Origin of the sequence: Streptomyces sp. NPDC048604, assembly GCF_043199435.1 — a bacterium.
Lineage (GTDB): Bacteria > Actinomycetota > Actinomycetes > Streptomycetales > Streptomycetaceae > Streptomyces.
On record NZ_JBICVX010000013.1, the window covers coordinates 119,535 to 135,601 of the forward strand.

At 74.4% G+C, this 16,067-nt stretch carries 18 protein-coding genes and 1 pseudogene; 8 read left to right on the plus strand and 11 right to left on the minus strand.

The annotated features are described in order from the left end of the window. Position 1: 1 nt before the first annotated feature. Complete coding sequence (locus ACGFMM_RS25840) at positions 2 to 1,210, plus strand: low temperature requirement protein A (RefSeq protein WP_393648817.1); 1,209 nt, start codon at positions 2 to 4, stop codon at positions 1,208 to 1,210. 4 nt (positions 1,211 to 1,214) lie between these two features. On the opposite strand, the pseudogene ACGFMM_RS25845 reads toward ACGFMM_RS25840, so the two are convergent. The 4 genes and pseudogenes from ACGFMM_RS25845 to ACGFMM_RS25860 form a co-directional block, all read right to left on the minus strand. Next, a pseudogene (locus tag ACGFMM_RS25845) lies at positions 1,215 to 1,382 on the minus strand (amino acid permease); the annotation flags it as partial. Continuing rightward, positions 1,383 to 3,512 carry a phage holin family protein gene (locus tag ACGFMM_RS25850; protein ID WP_393648957.1) on the minus strand — a complete coding sequence of 710 codons (2,130 nt, stop codon included), beginning with the start codon at positions 3,510 to 3,512 and terminating at the stop codon, positions 1,383 to 1,385. Between the two features lie 139 nt (positions 3,513 to 3,651). Beyond that, positions 3,652 to 4,056 (minus strand): hypothetical protein, encoded by a 405-nt coding sequence (locus ACGFMM_RS25855; RefSeq protein WP_393648818.1) that lies wholly within the window; start codon positions 4,054 to 4,056, stop codon positions 3,652 to 3,654. Positions 4,057 to 4,098: 42 nt separating this feature from the next. Next, on the minus strand, positions 4,099 to 4,239 hold the full coding sequence (locus ACGFMM_RS25860; RefSeq protein WP_393648819.1) for a hypothetical protein: 141 nt from the start codon (positions 4,237 to 4,239) through the stop codon (positions 4,099 to 4,101). A gap of 147 nt (positions 4,240 to 4,386) precedes the next feature. Between ACGFMM_RS25860 and ACGFMM_RS25865 the strand changes: the two genes are divergently transcribed. Both ACGFMM_RS25865 and ACGFMM_RS25870 read left to right on the plus strand, forming a co-directional pair. Next, positions 4,387 to 5,154 (plus strand): MBL fold metallo-hydrolase, encoded by a 768-nt coding sequence (locus ACGFMM_RS25865; protein ID WP_393648820.1) that lies wholly within the window; start codon positions 4,387 to 4,389, stop codon positions 5,152 to 5,154. 35 nt (positions 5,155 to 5,189) lie between these two features. Continuing rightward, complete coding sequence (locus ACGFMM_RS25870; protein ID WP_393648958.1) at positions 5,190 to 5,879, plus strand: DedA family protein; 690 nt, start codon at positions 5,190 to 5,192, stop codon at positions 5,877 to 5,879. Here ACGFMM_RS25870 and ACGFMM_RS25875 read toward each other — a convergent pair. Together ACGFMM_RS25875 and ACGFMM_RS25880 are read right to left on the minus strand one after the other, a co-directional pair. Further along, the gene (locus ACGFMM_RS25875) at positions 5,859 to 7,001 is read right to left on the minus strand and encodes an MBL fold metallo-hydrolase (RefSeq protein WP_393648821.1); all 1,143 of its coding nucleotides are present in this window, start codon (positions 6,999 to 7,001) and stop codon (positions 5,859 to 5,861) included. The two genes, ACGFMM_RS25870 and ACGFMM_RS25875, sit on opposite strands and share 21 nt — an antisense overlap. 47 nt (positions 7,002 to 7,048) lie before the next feature. Continuing rightward, the gene (locus ACGFMM_RS25880) at positions 7,049 to 8,266 is read right to left on the minus strand and encodes an aminotransferase class I/II-fold pyridoxal phosphate-dependent enzyme (RefSeq protein ID WP_393648822.1); all 1,218 of its coding nucleotides are present in this window, start codon (positions 8,264 to 8,266) and stop codon (positions 7,049 to 7,051) included. Between the two features lie 252 nt (positions 8,267 to 8,518). Here ACGFMM_RS25880 and ACGFMM_RS25885 point away from each other — a divergent pair, with 252 nt between their 5' ends. The 3 genes from ACGFMM_RS25885 (at position 8,519) to ACGFMM_RS25895 (ending at position 10,165) form a co-directional block, all read left to right on the plus strand. Beyond that, positions 8,519 to 9,364, plus strand: a complete 846-nt coding sequence (locus ACGFMM_RS25885) for a methyltransferase domain-containing protein (protein WP_393648823.1) — start codon at positions 8,519 to 8,521, stop codon at positions 9,362 to 9,364. Positions 9,365 to 9,374: 10 nt separating this feature from the next. Next, on the plus strand, positions 9,375 to 9,728 hold the full coding sequence (locus ACGFMM_RS25890) for a VOC family protein (protein WP_393648824.1): 354 nt from the start codon (positions 9,375 to 9,377) through the stop codon (positions 9,726 to 9,728). Between the two features lie 104 nt (positions 9,729 to 9,832). Beyond that, positions 9,833 to 10,165, plus strand: coding sequence for a DUF6204 family protein (locus ACGFMM_RS25895; RefSeq protein ID WP_393648825.1), 333 nt, complete (start codon positions 9,833 to 9,835; stop codon positions 10,163 to 10,165). Here ACGFMM_RS25895 and ACGFMM_RS25900 read toward each other — a convergent pair whose 3' ends face one another. The 4 genes from ACGFMM_RS25900 to ACGFMM_RS25915 all read right to left on the minus strand — a co-directional run bounded on the left by ACGFMM_RS25900 (position 10,166) and on the right by ACGFMM_RS25915 (position 12,953). After that, positions 10,166 to 10,729 (minus strand): GNAT family N-acetyltransferase, encoded by a 564-nt coding sequence (locus tag ACGFMM_RS25900; protein WP_393648826.1) that lies wholly within the window; start codon positions 10,727 to 10,729, stop codon positions 10,166 to 10,168. It lies immediately after the preceding gene. A gap of 53 nt (positions 10,730 to 10,782) precedes the next feature. Then, positions 10,783 to 11,142 carry a hypothetical protein gene (locus ACGFMM_RS25905; RefSeq protein ID WP_393648827.1) on the minus strand — a complete coding sequence of 120 codons (360 nt, stop codon included), beginning with the start codon at positions 11,140 to 11,142 and terminating at the stop codon, positions 10,783 to 10,785. Then, positions 11,139 to 11,375 (minus strand): lipopolysaccharide assembly protein LapA domain-containing protein, encoded by a 237-nt coding sequence (locus ACGFMM_RS25910; RefSeq protein WP_393648828.1) that lies wholly within the window; start codon positions 11,373 to 11,375, stop codon positions 11,139 to 11,141. The genes ACGFMM_RS25905 and ACGFMM_RS25910 overlap by 4 nt, the downstream gene beginning before the upstream one ends. Before the next feature lie 147 nt (positions 11,376 to 11,522). After that, entirely contained in the window at positions 11,523 to 12,953 is a 1,431-nt protein-coding gene (locus tag ACGFMM_RS25915; RefSeq protein WP_393648829.1) for an MFS transporter, read from the minus strand. Between the two features lie 228 nt (positions 12,954 to 13,181). Here ACGFMM_RS25915 and ACGFMM_RS25920 point away from each other — a divergent pair, with 228 nt between their 5' ends. Beyond that, complete coding sequence (locus ACGFMM_RS25920) at positions 13,182 to 13,958, plus strand: GntR family transcriptional regulator (RefSeq protein ID WP_393648830.1); 777 nt, start codon at positions 13,182 to 13,184, stop codon at positions 13,956 to 13,958. Between the two features lie 89 nt (positions 13,959 to 14,047). Continuing rightward, positions 14,048 to 15,148, plus strand: coding sequence for an adenosine deaminase (locus ACGFMM_RS25925; RefSeq protein ID WP_393648831.1), 1,101 nt, complete (start codon positions 14,048 to 14,050; stop codon positions 15,146 to 15,148). A gap of 121 nt (positions 15,149 to 15,269) precedes the next feature. Here ACGFMM_RS25925 and ACGFMM_RS25930 read toward each other — a convergent pair whose 3' ends face one another. Next, on the minus strand, positions 15,270 to 15,944 hold the full coding sequence (locus ACGFMM_RS25930; RefSeq protein WP_393648832.1) for a GNAT family N-acetyltransferase: 675 nt from the start codon (positions 15,942 to 15,944) through the stop codon (positions 15,270 to 15,272). Between the last annotated feature and the right edge of the window lie 123 nt (positions 15,945 to 16,067).

The window sequence follows — 16,067 nt, forward strand, 5'->3', positions numbered from 1 at the left end:
CATGGTGGCGACCGCGGACGACCACAGGGTCACGCCCGCGGAGCTGTTCTTGGATCTCGTCTTCGTGTACGCGATCACTCAGGTCACCGCGCTCATGGCGGCCGCGCCGTCGCCGACCCGGGTGGTCGGGGCGATGGTGGTGCTGGCGCTGCTGTGGTGGTGCTGGTGCTGCTTCGCGTGGCTCGGGAACGTCGTACGGGCCGACTCCGGCGCGCTGTTCGCGGTGCTCGTCGCGGTGATGGCGGTGGTCTTCATCGTGTCGCTCGCGGTGCCGGACGTGTTCGCGGACGCCCCCGGCGGGCTGCCCGCGCCGCTGCTGTTCGTGCTCTGCTACGCCGCCGTGCGGATCCTGCACCTCGTCTCGTACTGGATCTCCGGCCGGGGCGACCCGGCGCTGCGGGCGACGCTGCGGCGCACGGCGCTGGCCTCGGTGCTGCCGCCGCTGGTGCCGCTGCTGGTCGGCGCGACGCTGACCGACGGCACCGCCCAACTGCTGCTGTGGCTGCTTGCGGTGCTGATCGACTACGCGGGGATCTATGTCACCGGCTCGTCCGGCTGGCGGGTCAACTCCCCCGGGCACTTCGCCGAACGGCACGGTCTGATCGTGATCATCGCGCTCGGCGAGTCGATCGTGGCGATGGGCGTCGGGGTGTCCGGCTTCCCGCTGACCGTGGCGGTCCTCGGCGCGTCGGCGGCCGGGCTGCTGCTGGCGGCGGGGCTGTGGCGGCTGTACTTCCGGCGGCTCGGCGAGGCCGCCGAGCACCGGCTCTCGGCGCTGGACGGCGACGACCGCACCCGGTTCGCCCGGGACGCGTACACCTTCCTTCATCTGCCGCTGGTCGCCGGGGTGGTGCTGACCGCGCTCGGCATGAAGAAGGTGCTCCACCAGGTCGCCGACACCGGGCACTACGGGCTCGCCGAGCCGCTGCACGGCGTCGTCGCCTGGTCGCTGACCGGCGGCGTCGGGGTGTATCTGCTGGGCGCGGCGGCGCTCGCGCACCGCACCTCCGGCCGGCCCTCGCCCGCGCTGCTCGCGGGCGGCGCGCTCTGTCTGGTGGCGGGCGCGGCGGTGGCGCTGGTCCCGGCGCTGGTGGCGCTGGTGCTGCTGGCCTGCGCGGTGGCGACGGCGGTGGCCGTGGACGGCCGGGCCGCGGCGCGCCGGGAGCGGGCCGCACACCCGGGCGACGCGGAGCCGGCCGCCGCCGAGTAGCGGGTCAGTCCGCCGTCGCGGCGGCCTTCTTGCGGGCGGACAGCACGGCGTACACGAGCACGCCCGCGAACAGGAACAGCACGCCCTGGTACACCGCCGCGTACCCGGCGCCGGCGGCCAGCCACATCGAGAAGCCGAAGGCGAGCACGGCGAGGGCGGCGTCGCGGACAAGTCAGCCGCTTTTGTCCGGTCCGGCCGGGCCGTCCACCGGAAGAAATTCTTCCGCTACGCCTCCGGGCCGCGAATCCTCCACCGGCACCTGCGGCCCCGAGCTCTCCCGCAGCCAGCCGCGCAGCACCTCGTGCACCTGCTCCGCGCCCGCCAGTCCGGCCGGCGGCTCGGGCAGGGAGAGCGGGGAGAGCAGGAAGGGCCGGGACTGCTCGCCGCCGAGCCCGCCGTGCGAGCCGATCTGCTCCTCGAAGGCGTGGACCGTGCCGGCGGCCGGGTCGTACATCGAGTTGACCATGATGTCCGCGACGTGCGGGAAGCCGTCCGTACGGCGCACCGCGTCCGCCGCGCCCGGCCCGAAGCCGGCCAGCGGCCCCGCGTCGTCCTTCAGCTCCGCGACCGGCGTCTCCAGGCCGTCCCCGGCCAGTACCACCGAGCCGTGCTCCTCGCTCGCGACCAGCAGGAAACCGATCCCGGGATGGTTCGCGAGGGTGCGCAGCAGGGCCGGGTGGCGCAGCTCGATCTGCTCCCGCGTCATCCGGCCCGGCACCTCCGGGAAGGAGACCAGGCCGAGGTTGCCGGAGGCCAGCACGATCGGCTCGGCGGGCCGGCCGCGCAGTTGGCGCGCCGCCTCCGCCTCCTCCGCGCGCGCGTCCACCGGCCGGTGCAGCACGCTCAGCAGCGCGTCCCGGGCCGCGTCCCGCGCCTCTGCACCTCCCCCGGACTCCGTCTGGGGGTGCCCCCAGGGCGTGCGCCGCACCCGGCGCGGCACCGGCAGCCCGCAGCCCGCCCGGACCAGATCCTTCAGGGTCAGCCCGTACGCGCCCTCGAAGGTGGGCCCGGGGCTCTGCCCGTGGTCGGACAGGAGCACGATCCGGTACGGCCGGGGGGCGTGCTCGGCGACCTTGGCGATCAGCGCGACCACCCGGTCGACGCGGTGCAGGACCTGGTCGGTGTCCCGGCCGTGCGGGCCGGAGTGGTGGGCCACCTCGTCGTAGCCGACGAGGTCGGCGTACACGGCGGTGCGGCCGGCCAGCAGGTCGCCCATGACCGCGGCGACCACCACGTCCCGCTCGACGACGGTGGCGAAGGCGCGAACGAAGGGGTAGAGCCCGCCGCGCGGGACCCGCGGGGTCTCCTTGCGCAGCCGCGCCCGGATCGACTGGGTCAACTCCCGCAGCACCTCGGCCACGAACGAGCCGGCGGTGCGGACGGCGTTGGCGGGGTCGGAGAAGTACGCGAAGTAGCCGGAGCGGGAGCGGTTGGCCCGGCCGCGCCGGGCGGCCATCGACAGGACGAGGGCGAGCTGGTCGGCGCCGCCGCTGAACAGGTTGCCCCGGGAGGCGCCGTCGAGGGTCAGCAGTCCGCCGTCGCCGGTGCGCTCGACGGCGCGGCGCTGGAGCTCGACCGCGCTCGCCGGACGGTTGCTGACCATGAGCCGGCCGGTGTCCTTCTCGTACCAGCGGAAGGCGGGCACGTCCTCGTTGGAGCCGTGCAGGATCCCGAGCTGGCTGGCACCGGTCTGGCTGGACCAGTCGGTGCGCCAGGGGGTGAGCCGGTGGGTGGTGTCGAGCCAGGCGGCGACGGTGGGCATCAGTCCGTCGCGGACGGCGTCGCGCAGGACTCGGTGGCCCACCCCGTCGAGTTGCAGGAAGAGGGTGCCGGGCTCGGGCTGCGGGCCACCGGTGACGGGCCGCGGCCGTCTGCGTTCGGCGAGCCGGTAGAGCCGGCGCCGGTAGGCGTCGTCGTCGCGCACGGCCAGCGCGGTGGCGGTCGCCGAGGCGACCGCGGACATCACGGCGGCGACCACGACGGCGGTCTCCGGTGCGGCGGCGCCGCGGTCGTCGGGGATCAGCCAGAGGGCGATCAGCAGCAGCGAGCCGTTGAGGAAGAACACCAACAGGCCGAGGACCAGGGCCGGTACGAGCAGCAGCGCCCGCACGACCACCGGCCACACCAGCGCGCTCAGCAGACCGAACACGCCCGCGCCGGTGGCGGCGGTGAGGGCGGTGCGGGTCAGGCTCTCGCCGTCGTCGGAGCGGAGCTGGAAGTCGGGCAGCAGCCCGGCCAGGGCCAGCAGGGTCAGCGTCGAGACCGCCCACACCACGAGTACCCGCAGCAGGGCGCCGCCCATGCTCCGCCAGCGGCCGATGAACCGCCCGCGCACCTTCCCCACACCCACGCCAGGTTCGCCTTTCACCCGTTACCTGACTCAAGCGTGGCACAACACCCGCTCGGGTGAAGTCGGGCGAATCACACCCCGGCCGACGGGCTCAGCAGCCGTCGTAGCCGGCGGTGGGCATCGAGAGCCTGCGGTGCACGTCGGCCTTTCCGGCCGCGTCGTACGAGGGCTCGTCGAGCCCCGCCGTCTCCAGCCGCACCCCGCGCCGCTCGCACTCGGCGAAGAAGCCGGAGACCGAGGTCAACGCCCGTGCGAGCACCCGCTCGTTGGGGGCCACGAACAGGTCGACGTCACCGGACTCGACGTCGTCCCACAGGGCGCAGTGGTCGGGGCTGAGCCCGTAGAAGAGCAGCTGTCTCGTCACCACGTAGCCCTTGTCGCCGGCCCATCGCGCGCACATCGCGTGCTGGCTGCGCGTGTCCACCAGGAAGGGGTCGCTGTCGAGCTCCTCGAGCGGGGTGAGGCTGGCGATCGCCGCCACCCGAACGTCGTCCATGGACCGACCCTACTCCGATCCGGCCCGCGCGAGGAGGCGCGCTCAGGGCGGTGAGGAGTATCCGCAGGTGTGGCAGATCCTCCAGCCGTCCTGGGTGACGGCCAGCACGCCCCCGCAGCGCGGGCACTGCGCCGAGTGCCGGACGGTCCCGATGCTGCTCGTGGTCCACACAGCGGCTCCCATCCCCTTGCTCCTCGATGGCTACCCGCCGCGCCGCGCGCGGACTCCCCCTCGTGATCGCTTCTCCCCCGCCGCCGGCTCCGGACATTTAGGCTCGTACGGGAGGACTTGGGCCGGCCGGGTTCGGTTCCGTGAGAAGGGCGGGCGACGGTGGAGATCACCTGGTGGGGTCATGCGACCTGCACGGTGGAGGACTCCGGGGTCCGGTTCCTGACCGACCCGCTGTTCGTGCGGCGCCTCGCCCATCTGCGGCGGCGGCGCGGGGAGCTCCCGCCGCCGCAGGCCGCGGTCGCCGAGGCGGTACTGGTCTCGCATCTGCACTCCGACCATCTGCATCTGCCCTCGCTGGCCCGGCTCGCGCCGGGGACGCTGCTGGTCGTGCCGCGCGGCGCGGCTCGCTCCGTGCCCGCGCTGCGCAGGCTGGACGGGCTGCGGCTGACCGAGGTCGAGCCGGGCGACGAGGTGCGGGTCGAGGGCCTGACCGTACGGGCCGTGCCGGCGCTGCACGACGGGCGCCGGCTGCCGGTGGGACCGCACCGCTCCCCCGCGCTCGGGTACGTGGTGGAGGGCGAGGCGCGGACGTACTTCGCCGGGGACACCGGGCTGTTCGACGGGATGGCGGAGGCGGTGGGCCCGGTGGACGTGGCGCTGCTGCCGGTGGGCGGCTGGGGGCCGTACCTCGGGCACGGGCATCTGGACGCGCGGCGGGCCGCGCAGGCGCTGGCGGCGCTGGGGCCGGCGGCCGCGGTCCCGGTGCACTACGGCACGTACTGGCCGATCGGGATGGACGCGGTGCGTCCGCACGAGTTCCACGCGCCCGGGGACGAGTTCGTCCGGCACGCGGCGCGGCTCGCGCCGAAGGTGACGGTGCACCGACTGGGGCACGGCGAGCGGGTACGGCCGGAGGTCGCCCGGTGATCGAGCGGATCGCGGCGGCCGGGCGGAACCCGGCGGTGGAGCGGATCGCCGTGGTGTTCGGGGACCTGCCGCCGGAGTCGACGCAGCAGGCGGTCGGCTATCCGACGCTGTTCCTGCTGGTGTCGCTGGGGGCACTGGTGCCGGTGGTGCCGACGGGGGCGATCGTGAGCTCGGCGGCGGTGGTGGCCTTCCACCAGACCGCGCCACTGTCGCTGCTGTTCGTGTTCCTGGTCTCGGCGGGCGCGGCACTGCTCGGGGACGTGGCGCTGTACTGGCTGGGGCAGCGCGGGGTGCGCTCGCGCAACGGCTCGCGCTGGCTGGTGGCGCTGCGCGCCCGGGCGGCTCCCGAGCGGCTGGCCTGGGCGCAGGAGCGGCTGCGGTCGCACCAGGTGTCCGTACTGGTGCTGTCGCGGCTGGTGCCGGCGGGGCGGATCCCGGTGATGCTGGCCTGTCTGCTGGCGGGGATGCCGCTGCGCCGGTTCGTGCGGGGCGATCTGCCGGCGTGTCTGGCGTGGGCGGCGACGTACGGGCTGATCGGGATCGTGGGCGGCTCGTTGTTCGACGAGCCGTGGCAGGGCGTGGTGGCGGCGGTCGCGCTGACGATGCTGATCAGCGCGGCGCCGGCGGGGTGGCGACGGCTACGGCGGGGCTCAGGGGGCTCCGGAGGCTCGGGGGACTCCGGGGACTCTGGGGACTCCGGCGGCTCACGGGACCAGCACGCGTGAGCCGCCGACCGGCAGGTCCCAGAGGCGGTCGGGGGCGAGGCCGGCCGCCGTCCAGGCGGCACGGAGCCGGGTGACCGGTTCGAGGACGGGCTCGGCGGAGAGCACGAACGTCGCCCAGTGCATGGGAGCCATCCGCAGGGCCCCGAGGTCCTGGAAGCCGCGCACGGCCTCCTCGGGGTCGGTGTGCACGTCGCGGAGCCACCAGCGCGGGGCGTACGCGCCGATAGGCAGCAGCGCGAGCTCGATGCCGGGGTGGCGGCGGCCGATCTCGGCGAACCAGTGGCCGTAGCCGGTGTCCCCGGCGAAGTGGACGCTGCGGGCGTGCCGGTCGGTGAGCACCCAGCCGCCCCACAGCGAGCGGCAGGTGTCGAGCAGGGTGCGCCTGGACCAGTGGTGGGCGGGGACGAACGCGAAGCGGACGCCGCCGAGTTCGGCGGCCTCCCACCAGTCGAGCTCGGTGATCCGGGTGAACCGGCGGCGGCGGAACCAGCGGGCGAGACCGGCCGGGACGAAGACGGGGGTGTGCCGGGGCAGGCGCCGGAGCGTGGGGGCGTCGAGGTGGTCGAAGTGGTTGTGGCTGACCACGACCGCGTCGACCGGGGGCAGGTCCTCCCAGCGCACCCCGACCGGCGTGATCCGGGCGGGGGTGCCGAGGATCCGACGGGACCAGACGGGGTCGGTGAGCACGGTCAGTCCGCCGATCCGCACCACCCAGCTGGCGTGCCCGGCCCAGGTGACGGCGAGCGTGTCGGGCCCGGCGAGGGGCAGCGGCCCCGGGGCGAAGGGCAGCTCCGGAATGTCACGCAGCCCCTCGGGCCCGGGCCGCACGGCCCCCTCACGGGCGAACCGCGCCAGGGCGCGAACCCCGGGCAGCGGCGCGGTGAGCCGGTCGACGAAGGAACGGGGCCAGTCGGTGCGGGTACGGCCGACGGGGTGCAGGACGGCTGGGGCGGGTGGTGAGACGGGTGCGGACGGGACGACCGAGGTGGACGGGTCGGGGTGGCCGGGGGCGAACGGGGTGGCGTGATCGGTCAGGGCGTCGGGGGGTGCCGGTGCGGCAGCGGTGTGGGGGATGCGGTTCGTCTGTGGCGGCTGCTGCGTCCGCTCCGTCTGTTCCGTCATCTGCGTGCTCCGTTTCGGCGCTGCGGCACTGTCGGGAGGGGCCGGGGTCAGCGGAGTTCTTCGAGTACGGCCGCGAAGGCGCGCAACGCCTCCGCCACATGGGGCAGTTCGAGCGGTTCGGCGGACCGGAGGGCCGCGGCGCGTTCCTCGAGGGTCGCGCCGATCAGCGGCCCGGTGTCGAACCGGACGCGCAGCGCCCCCAGTTCGTCGCCGAACCGGTGGCCGCCGGGGACGGCGAAGCCGAGCCGGCCGCTCAGGTGGTCCTCCAGGTCCATGGAGTCGCTGACCCCGCGGGCGGCGAGCCCGGCCCGCAGCGGGCCGAGGTCGGCGTACAGATGCCGTCCGGCCTGCGGGGGCCGGGCGATCGCGCCGGAGGCGAGTACGGCGCGGTGGACGGCGGAGGCGACGCGGGCGTGCAGGGCGGCGCCGGCCGCCGCGTGGGCGGCGACGTCGGCGGGCTCGTCGAGGGCGTGCGCGGCGGCGTGCGCGACGGGCGCCGCGACGTGCGCGCCGAGGGCGGTGAGCACGTCGAGGGCGCGGGCCCGGCGCGCCGGGCTGTCGGCGGCGGGCGGGAAGCGGGCGACCGCGCACGGCCAGGCCGCGGGCGCGAGCGCGCCGGAGAGGTCGGTGAGGACGGTGACGTCCTCGGGGCACATCTCGGCGGGGCTGAGCAGCACCGTGTCGCCCGGCCGGTGCAGCGTGTCGCGCCAGGTCTCGTCGCTGATGAGGTGCAGGCCTTCGGCCACGGCGGCCTCGCAGGCCTCGCGGACGAGTTCGGGCGGGGCGACGGTGGCGGTCGGGTCGTCGGCGACGGAGAGCAGCAGCACGGCGGGCCGGCCGCCTTCGGCGCGGACCCGCCGGACGGTCTCCAGGAGCGCGTACGGGTCGGGCACGCCGCCGCATTCGGCGGGGGTGGGCACGTGGTAAGCGGGCCGCCCCAGGAGCCGGGCGTGCGGGGTCCACCAGGCGGGGCAGGGCCGGGGCATCAGGACGTCGCCCTCGTGGGCGGCCAGCAGGGCGAAGAGGAGGGGCTGCGCGCCTGGTGCGGCGAGTACGTCCTCGGCGTGCGTGTGCAGTCCGCGCCGCCACCAGTAGCCGCAGGCGGCCTCGCGCAGGACGGGCCCGCCGCCGGACGGCTCGGCCGGCGCCCGGCCGGCGGCCGCCGCGAGCACTCCGGCGAGCGACTCGGGCACGGGCAGGCCGGACTCCGGGGCGAGCGGTCCGTAGCGCACCGGTCCGCGCCCTTCCGACGCCGCCTGACGCATGGCGTGACCTCCCGAGCGACGCTGCGTGACGTGGTCCCACGCCCCTTTATACGGAGGTATCGCCTGTTTCGCCGCCGGAGCGGCGGAAGGGGGAGCCACGGGAGGGGTCGCCTGCGACGCGGAGGCGGCGTCCGGCCCGTGGGACTCCATCGGAAAGTCATCCACATCGCGAGATGGACATCTCACGATCCGGCCGGACCCCGCTACGGTGATCACACCGCTTCACGAGCCTCAACGAGAGGAAGTACGGCCATGACGCATGCCTCCCCGTCGAAGGAAACCGCCGTCTACACCCACGGGCACCACGAGTCGGTGCTGCGCTCGCACGCCTGGCGCACCGCCGCCAATTCGGCCGCGTATCTGCTGCCCGAACTGACGCCGGGGCTGGACGTCCTGGACGTGGGCTGCGGACCCGGCACCATCACCGCCGACCTGGCGGCGCTGGTCGCCCCCGGCCGGGTGACCGCGGTGGACGCCGCGCCGGACGTCCTGGCGAAGGCGGCCGCGGTGGCCGCCGAACGCGGCCTGGGCAACGTCGAGTTCGCCGTCGCGGACGTCCACGCGCTGGACTTCCCCGACGACTCCTTCGACGTGGTCCACGCCCACCAGGTGCTGCAGCACGTGGGCGACCCGGTTCAGGCGCTGCGGGAGATGCGCCGGGTGTGCCGGCCCGGCGGCGTGGTCGCGGCCCGGGACAGCGACTACGGCGTGTTCGCCTGGTACCCCGAACTGCCCCTGCTGGACGAGTGGTCGCGGCTGTACCGGAAGGTGGCCCGGCACAACGGCGGCGAACCGGACGCCGGGCGGCGGCTGTTGTCCTGGGCGCGGGCGGCCGGCTTCACCGAGATCACCGCCACGGCCGGGAACTGGTGCTTCGCCACCGAGGAGGAGCGGGCCTGGTGGAGCGGTCTGTGGGCGGACCGCACGGTGGCGTCGGTGTACGCCGAGCTGGCGGTGTCGAGCGGTCACACCACGGCCGAGCGGCTGGCGGCGATCTCCGAGGGCTGGCGGGAGTGGGGGCGCTCGGAGGACGCCTGGTTCATGGTCCCGCACGGCGAGATCCTGTGCCGGGTGTCGTCGTCCGAGAACTCCAACTAGGCTCGTCCGTATGGAGATTCTGGGTACCACACTGCGCATCTGTGTCGATGACCTCGAACCCGCCATCGCGTTCTACGAACGGCTCACCGGCGCCCCCGCGCAGCGCTTCGAGCGCGGCGGCGTGTCGGTCGCGGCCGTGAGCTGCTTCCTGCTGATGAGCGGTCCCGAGGCGGAGCTGGAGGTGCTGCGGAAGGTGGCCGCGACGGTCTCCGTCGAGGACGTGGACAAGGCGCACGCCACGCTGACCGAGGCCGGCGCCCGCATCGTCGCCGGCCCGGTGGCCACCCCGGTGGGCCGCAATCTGATCGCGGTCCACCCGGACGGCTCGGTCTTCGAGTACGTGGACCGCCGCACGACCGCCTGACGCCGCCCCGTCACCGGCCCGCCCGCCACGGAAAACACGGTGCCCGGCGGGCGGCGGCTTCGTAGGGTGGGGCCTTCGTGCCCGAACGACGTGAGGACGCAGGAATGAGCACGCAGCACACCTACCGGGTGATCGTGCGTGGCAGGTGGGACGCCCTGTCGCAGGAGAGCCGGACCCGGCTCCTCGCGGAGGCGGACGACCACGGTCTGTCGGCGCTGCGCTTCACGGAGGAGGGCACGCTCGCGTACGACCGGGCGCTGCAGCACTTCTCGTACCGCGTCGTGGTCCGTTCCGACGCGGAGGACGGCGAGGAGATGGCCGCGGCCCTCGCGGAGGACCGGGTGGAGAGCGCGCTGGGCGAACTGGGCCACGGCTACCGGGAGCTGAGGTCCACGGTGACCGATCTCGACACGATGAAGATCAACCGCAAGCGCTGATCACCCCGGGGAGCCGGGGGCCGTCGTCTCCGCGGTGATCGCCCAGCGTTCGTGGTCGCGCCATGCACCGTCGATGAAGAGCATCGCGGGCGAGTAGCCCTCCAGCCGGAAGCCGGCCCGCATGACGAGGGCGCGGGAAGCCGCGTTCCCCGGCTGGATGTTCGCCTCGAGGCGGTGCAGGCCGAGGGGGCCGAAGGCGTGCCGGACCACGAGCCCGAGCCCCTCGCCGAGCAGCCCGCGGCCGGCCGCGTGGGCGAAGGCCCCGTAGCCGAGCGCGCCGCTGAGGAAGGCGCCGCGGACGATGTTGTTGATGTTCACGAAGCCGGCGATCCGTCCCGCCGCGGCGCGCTCGCAGACCAGCAAGCCGAGCCGCGCGGGATCCTCGCCGAGGGTGCGCCGGTACGTCGCGTACGCCTCGGCCGTCTCCGGCGGGAACAGCCAGGGCCGGTGCAGGGCGCGGCTTTCGCGGACGGCCGCGGTGAACTCCTCGGCGTCGGCGGCGGAGTAGGGGCGCAGGGCGACCCGCTCCCCGACGACGGCGTACCCGTCATGATCATCGGACATGGGCCCAGGCTACGGCCCGGGCGGGCGGCCGGCGGGCTTTCAGCGGCGGGCATTCAGCGGCGGGACTCCAGGACCCGGGACGGGCACTGCTCGGTGCGCTTCACGACGCCGAGGGTGACGCTGCGGTTCGTGCCGCCGCTCGCGCCGGGCGCGGGGTACTGGGTGCAGACCGTCCAGCGCGGGGGCCACAGGACGCGCCGGTCGCCGCCGCTCGCGTCGTGGACGTGCACGCGGGTGCGGTGGTCGAGGGCGGCGAAGGCGCGCAGCAGGCTGCGTCCGGTGAAGTCCGGCAGCGGCTGCGGCGGTGTACGGGTCCCGGCCTCCTCGTCCTCGTCCGCCGGGTCGGCCGAGCCGGCCAGGACCACCGCGAGGGCGACGACGGTGACCGCGCAGACCGCCGCCACGCGCCTCACCGCTTCCTCCTGCGGGTCGCGCCGTACCAGCCGCAGACGGCGCCGAGCAGGGCGGTGCCGAGCAGCGCCAGGTACAGGGGCATGGTGACCACCGGGATCAGCAGCCGGATCTTCACGCGGGTGGTGTTCTCGAAGATGAGGATCAGCGTGAGGACGACGAGGACCGCGATCGCGATCCGGCCCGAGGTGACGCCACCGCCGCGTCCCGCGTCCGATGTCTCCTTGGGACCCATGGGCCGCCTCTCGTCCGTCCTGCACCGTGTGCACCGACTGCACCGCCGCCCCCGTGGGACCAGGATGGAGGGATCCGGTCGGCACGGGGGCGGTGGGCGGGGCCGTACGGGTGAAACCGTGCGGTCCGGTCGGGGGGTACGGGCCCGTCAGTGGTGGACGAGCACCCGCTGCGGCTCCTCGGCGATGCCGGCCTCGGCCGGGTCGGGCCGCTTGATGAGGAACGCGCTGACGACGCCGAGGCCGAGCAGCGCCAGGGCCGTGTACATCGCGTTCTGGTAGCCGGCCGTGGTGGGGCCGCCCGCGTCGCTGCCCGCGGTGATCATCGCGGAGGCGAGGGCGATGCCGAGCGACGCGCCGATGCCGAAGCAGGCGCCGTTCAGTCCGGAGAGCGAACCCGGCTTGTCCTTCGGGGCGCTGGTGACGGCGAGACCGTTGAGGCCGGTGAGCATGAAGCCGCCGTACGTGACGCCGAGCGCGGCCAGCGCGGCGATCAGGATCCACTCGTGCTGCAGGAAGACGGTGGCGACGAGGAAGAGCGCGAAGTTGGCGACCGCGCCGGCGACCACGATCCTGCGCCAGCCGATCTTCGGGCCGAAGCGGCCGGTCAGCGGGGCGGAGATCACGCCGATGAGCTGGATCGGGGTGAGGAAGAGGACCGCGGCGGTGACCGCCGACAGGCCGAGACCGACCCGGGCGTCCTGCGAGAACAGCGGGATGGTCAGCGCGATCGCGCCGAACGCGCCGCCGAGGGTGCAGATGGTGGTGAGCAGCAGCGGCCAGGCGCGGCGGGAGGCGAGCACCTCGATGTCGATGACGGGGTCCGCGGCGCTCTTCTGCGAGACGACGAAGAAGACCAGCGAGGCGGCGCCGCCGAGCAGGAAGCCGAGGGTGAGGGCGGAGGTCCAGCCCCAGGCGGCGCCCTGGGCGAGGCCGACGAGGATTCCGGTGAGGCCGAGGGCGAGGGCGGTGATGCCGCGGGTGTCGAAGCGGCCGCCGGTGGTGGCGGGCAGGGTGTCGGGGACGTGCTTGCGGACGAGGAGCAGGCCCACGACGGCGATCACGGTGGAGCAGACGAAGATCCCGCGGAAGCCGATGGTGTCGGCGATCTGGCCGCCGGCGATGGCGTCGACGCCGGCGAGGCCGCCGTTGACGGCGGTGATGATGCCCGCGGCCTTGCCGAAGCCTGCCGGGGTGAGCAGCTGGTTCAGGGTGAGGAAGGCGAGGGTGAACATCGCCGCGGAGACGCCCTGGAGGACGCGGCCCGCGATGAAGACCTCGATGTTCGGGGCGAAGACGCAGAGCAGGTTGCCGAGGATCAGCACGCCCGCGCACAGCAGCATCATCGGCTTGCGGCCGCGCAGGTCGCCGAGCCGGGCGAGGGTGACCTGTCCGATCGCGGCCATCAGGAAGAACAGCGTCTGGGAGAGGCCCGCGGCGGCGGGGCTGGTCTCCAGGCGCTCGATGACGTCCGGCAGGGCGGGGCTCAGCATCGTGGCGTTGATCTGGTAGCCGAGTACGGCCAGGACCAGCGCCAGGAGCATGGGCCCGCGGCCCGCGAGATCTGATCGGGTGGACATGTCGGGGCCCCTTTGCCTCGTCCAGGTCGGTGTCGCAGCACTACGGCAGCAGCACTACGGCAGCACGCGTGCGCCACTTGTCAGACAAGTGGCGTGGGCACAGCCTCCGATCTACGCGCGTAACTCGTCAACCCCTCCCCCGTGTGATCTGCACCCCGCGTTCACTGCCGCGTTGCCGGGCCGCTTCCCCGCGGCGTAACTTGCCGACAAGTCGGCAGAGGAGGGTCAGTGGCAGTCAGTGCAGGAGCGCCCGGGACCGGGAACGGCACCGTGCAGCGGCGGCCGGTCGTGGTGCTCTACGAGCGGATCGCCGACGCGATCAACGACGGCACGTACCCGCCCGGCTCGACCCTGCCCTCCGAGCCGCGGCTCGCCGCCGAGCTGGGCGTCAGCCGCCCGGCGCTGCGCGAGGCGCTGCTGCTGCTCCAGGAGGACGGGCTGCTCACGGTGCGCCGCGGGGTCGGCCGGACTGTCAACGACCGGCCGCCGCGGCGCGGTTTCGAGCACGTCCAGCCGCTGGAGGAGCTGATCGGCGCGGGCGCGCCGCTGCGCGTGCGGGCCCTGCTGCGGGCGGTCGAGGAGCCGACCGACTTCACCACCCAGCACCTGCTCGCGCCGGCCCGCGCGGAGCTGCGCTTCTGGGAGTCGCTGCTGACCGGCGAGGGCATCGCGGCGGCGCTGAGCCAGGAGTGGGCGGCCGCCGACGACGTACTGGACCGGGCACACCCGGCCTTCGCGCAGGCACTGCGCACGACGGCCGCGCCGGAGCGGACCTCGATGCTGGCGGTGCTCGCCGCCGCCTCGCGGGACGTTCGGCTGAGCGCGCACAGCAGCGTCACGGCGACGCTCCTCGGACAGCGGCGCGGCGAGCAGCTGTCCCGCCCCGCGGACACGCCGGCGGTGCTGGTCACGCAGGTGGTGCGGGTGGACGAGGTCCCGGTCCTTGCGGCCAAGCACATGCTCCCGACGGGCGCCCCGGCGCTGCCGGTCCTGCAGTCGAACTGAACGGGGCGGGGGCGGCGGCGCGGCCCGCCCCGCGGGCTGTCAGCGCCGTCTCGGCACCCCGGTTCCGCCGGGGAGTACACTTCCCCGCCATGCACTTGTCTGACAACTCTGCCGCCACCTCCGCCACCGCCCCCGTGGCCGACTGGATCCGCCGCGCGCCCAAGGCCGTGCTGCACGACCACCTGGACGGCGGGCTCCGCGCCGCCACCATCGTCGAGCTGGCCCGGGCCTGCGGCTACACCGCACTGCCCACCGAGGACCCGGCCGAGCTGGCGGTCTGGTTCCGGGACGCCGCCGACTCCGGTTCCCTGGAGCGGTACCTGGAGACCTTCGCCCACACCTGCGCGGTGATGCAGACCCGCGAGGCGCTGGAGCGGATCGCGGCCGAGTGCGCCGAGGACCTGGCGGCCGACGGCGTGGTGTACGCCGAGATCCGGTACGCCCCCGAGCAGCACCTGGAGGGCGGGCTGACCCTCGACGAGGTCGTGGAGGCCGTCAACGCCGGCTTCCGCGAGGGCGAGCGCCGTGCGGGCGGCCGGATCACCGTCCGCACCCTGCTCACCGGCATGCGGCACACCGACCGCTCGCTGGAGATCGCGCAGTTGACGGTCGCGCACCGGGACAACGGCGTGGCGGGCTTCGACATAGCCGGCGGCGAGATCGGCAACCCGCCGGCCCGCCACCTGCCCGCCTTCCAGCACCTGAAGCGGGAGAACTGCCACTACACCATCCACGCGGGCGAGGCCGTCGGCGCGGAGTCGGTGCACGAGGCGGTGCAGATCTGCGGCGCCGAGCGGATCGGCCACGGCGTGCGGATCACGGACGACATCGCCGAGGACGGCACGCTGGGCCGCCTGGCCGCGTACGTCCGCGACAACCGGATCGCCCTGGAGGTCTGCCCGACCTCCAACCTCCAGACGGGCGCGGCGAAGGACTACGCCTCGCACCCGATCGACGAGCTGCGCCGGCTCGGCTTCACGATCACCCTGAACACGGACAACCGGCTGGTCTCCGGGACCACCATGAGCGAGGAGTTCCAGCACATGGCGGACGCCTTCGGCTACGGCCCGGAGGTCTTCGAGGAGTTCACGGTCGCCGCCCTGGAGGCCGCCTTCCTGCCGCTGCCGGAGCGGCAGCGCCTGATCGACGAGGTCGTCCGCCCGGGGTACGCGGCCCTCGCCTCGCGCTAGCACGCGGCGCGCGAGCACAAGGCACGAAGAAGCCCGGTCCGGTGCGCCGATGCGCCCGGACCGGGCTTCCCGCCGTACGCCGACGGCCGTACGGCAGCGGCCGTACGCCGGCGCGAGCGGGCTACGCGGGCACGAGCGAGCGGCGGGCGATCGCCGCGTCGAGACGGGCCGCGACGATCCCGCGCACGTCCGGCCACTCCTCTTCGAGGATCGAGTAGAAGGCGGTGCTGCGCACGGCCCCGTCGAGCCCGCGCGAATGGGCTCGGCGCACGCCCTCGCAGGTGGCCCCGAGCCGCTCGATCGCGGCCCGCGAGCGCAGGTTCCGCGCGTCGGCCCGCATCGAGATCCGCCGTACGCCCCACACCTCGAAGGCATGGCTCAGCATCAGCAGCTTGGCCTCGGTGTTGGAGCCGATGCCCTGCGCGCGCGGGCAGAGCCAGGTGTTCCCGATCTCGGCGGCGTCCGGCACCGCCGTGGCCGGATCGCCGTACGGGACGCCGGGCAGCGACGGCCAGACCGGCGGCCCCTGCCAGTAGTCGAGTTCCAGGAACCTCGTCGAGCCGATCACCCGCTCGTCGGCGGTGCTGACGACGGCGAAGGGAAGCATGCGCCCGGCGCTCTGTTCGGCCAGGGCGCGCTCGATATAGCTCAGGGCCGTATCGAGGCTGTGCGGGACGGGTGTGAACGAGTACGTCGCACGGTCCTCCGCGCCGACGGCGGCCAGTGCGGCGGCGTGGTGCGGGGCGAGGGGCTCGAGCCGCACGAGGCGGCCGCTGAGCACAACGGGTACGGGCACGGGGCCTTCGGTCCTTCTACGAGGGGGGAACTGCCCCGCGCCGGCAGCACGGCGCGAAGGCGGAGGCACAGTCTCCGGCCCGAGGCCCTCGAAATGGGAAAAGGACAGGTAACGAGATGAGGA

Excerpts from the sequence above, each read along its gene's own strand:
- ACGFMM_RS25875 (WP_393648821.1), bottom strand. The coding sequence starts at position 7,001 with ATGACGGAACAGACGGAGCGGACGCAGCAGCCGCCACAGACGAACCGC.
- ACGFMM_RS25880 (WP_393648822.1), bottom strand. The coding sequence starts at position 8,266 with ATGCGTCAGGCGGCGTCGGAAGGGCGCGGACCGGTGCGCTACGGACCG.
- ACGFMM_RS25900 (WP_393648826.1), bottom strand. The coding sequence starts at position 10,729 with ATGTCCGATGATCATGACGGGTACGCCGTCGTCGGGGAGCGGGTCGCC.
- ACGFMM_RS25915 (WP_393648829.1), bottom strand. The coding sequence starts at position 12,953 with ATGTCCACCCGATCAGATCTCGCGGGCCGCGGGCCCATGCTCCTGGCG.
- ACGFMM_RS25910 (WP_393648828.1), bottom strand. The coding sequence starts at position 11,375 with ATGGGTCCCAAGGAGACATCGGACGCGGGACGCGGCGGTGGCGTCACC.
- ACGFMM_RS25895 (WP_393648825.1), top strand. The coding sequence starts at position 9,833 with ATGAGCACGCAGCACACCTACCGGGTGATCGTGCGTGGCAGGTGGGAC.
- ACGFMM_RS25885 (WP_393648823.1), top strand. The coding sequence starts at position 8,519 with ATGACGCATGCCTCCCCGTCGAAGGAAACCGCCGTCTACACCCACGGG.
- ACGFMM_RS25850 (WP_393648957.1), bottom strand. The coding sequence starts at position 3,512 with ATGGGCGGCGCCCTGCTGCGGGTACTCGTGGTGTGGGCGGTCTCGACG.
- ACGFMM_RS25855 (WP_393648818.1), bottom strand. The coding sequence starts at position 4,056 with ATGGACGACGTTCGGGTGGCGGCGATCGCCAGCCTCACCCCGCTCGAG.
- ACGFMM_RS25840 (WP_393648817.1), top strand. The coding sequence starts at position 2 with ATGGTGGCGACCGCGGACGACCACAGGGTCACGCCCGCGGAGCTGTTC.
- ACGFMM_RS25860 (WP_393648819.1), bottom strand. The coding sequence starts at position 4,239 with ATGGGAGCCGCTGTGTGGACCACGAGCAGCATCGGGACCGTCCGGCAC.
- ACGFMM_RS25925 (WP_393648831.1), top strand. The coding sequence starts at position 14,048 with ATGCACTTGTCTGACAACTCTGCCGCCACCTCCGCCACCGCCCCCGTG.
- ACGFMM_RS25890 (WP_393648824.1), top strand. The coding sequence starts at position 9,375 with ATGGAGATTCTGGGTACCACACTGCGCATCTGTGTCGATGACCTCGAA.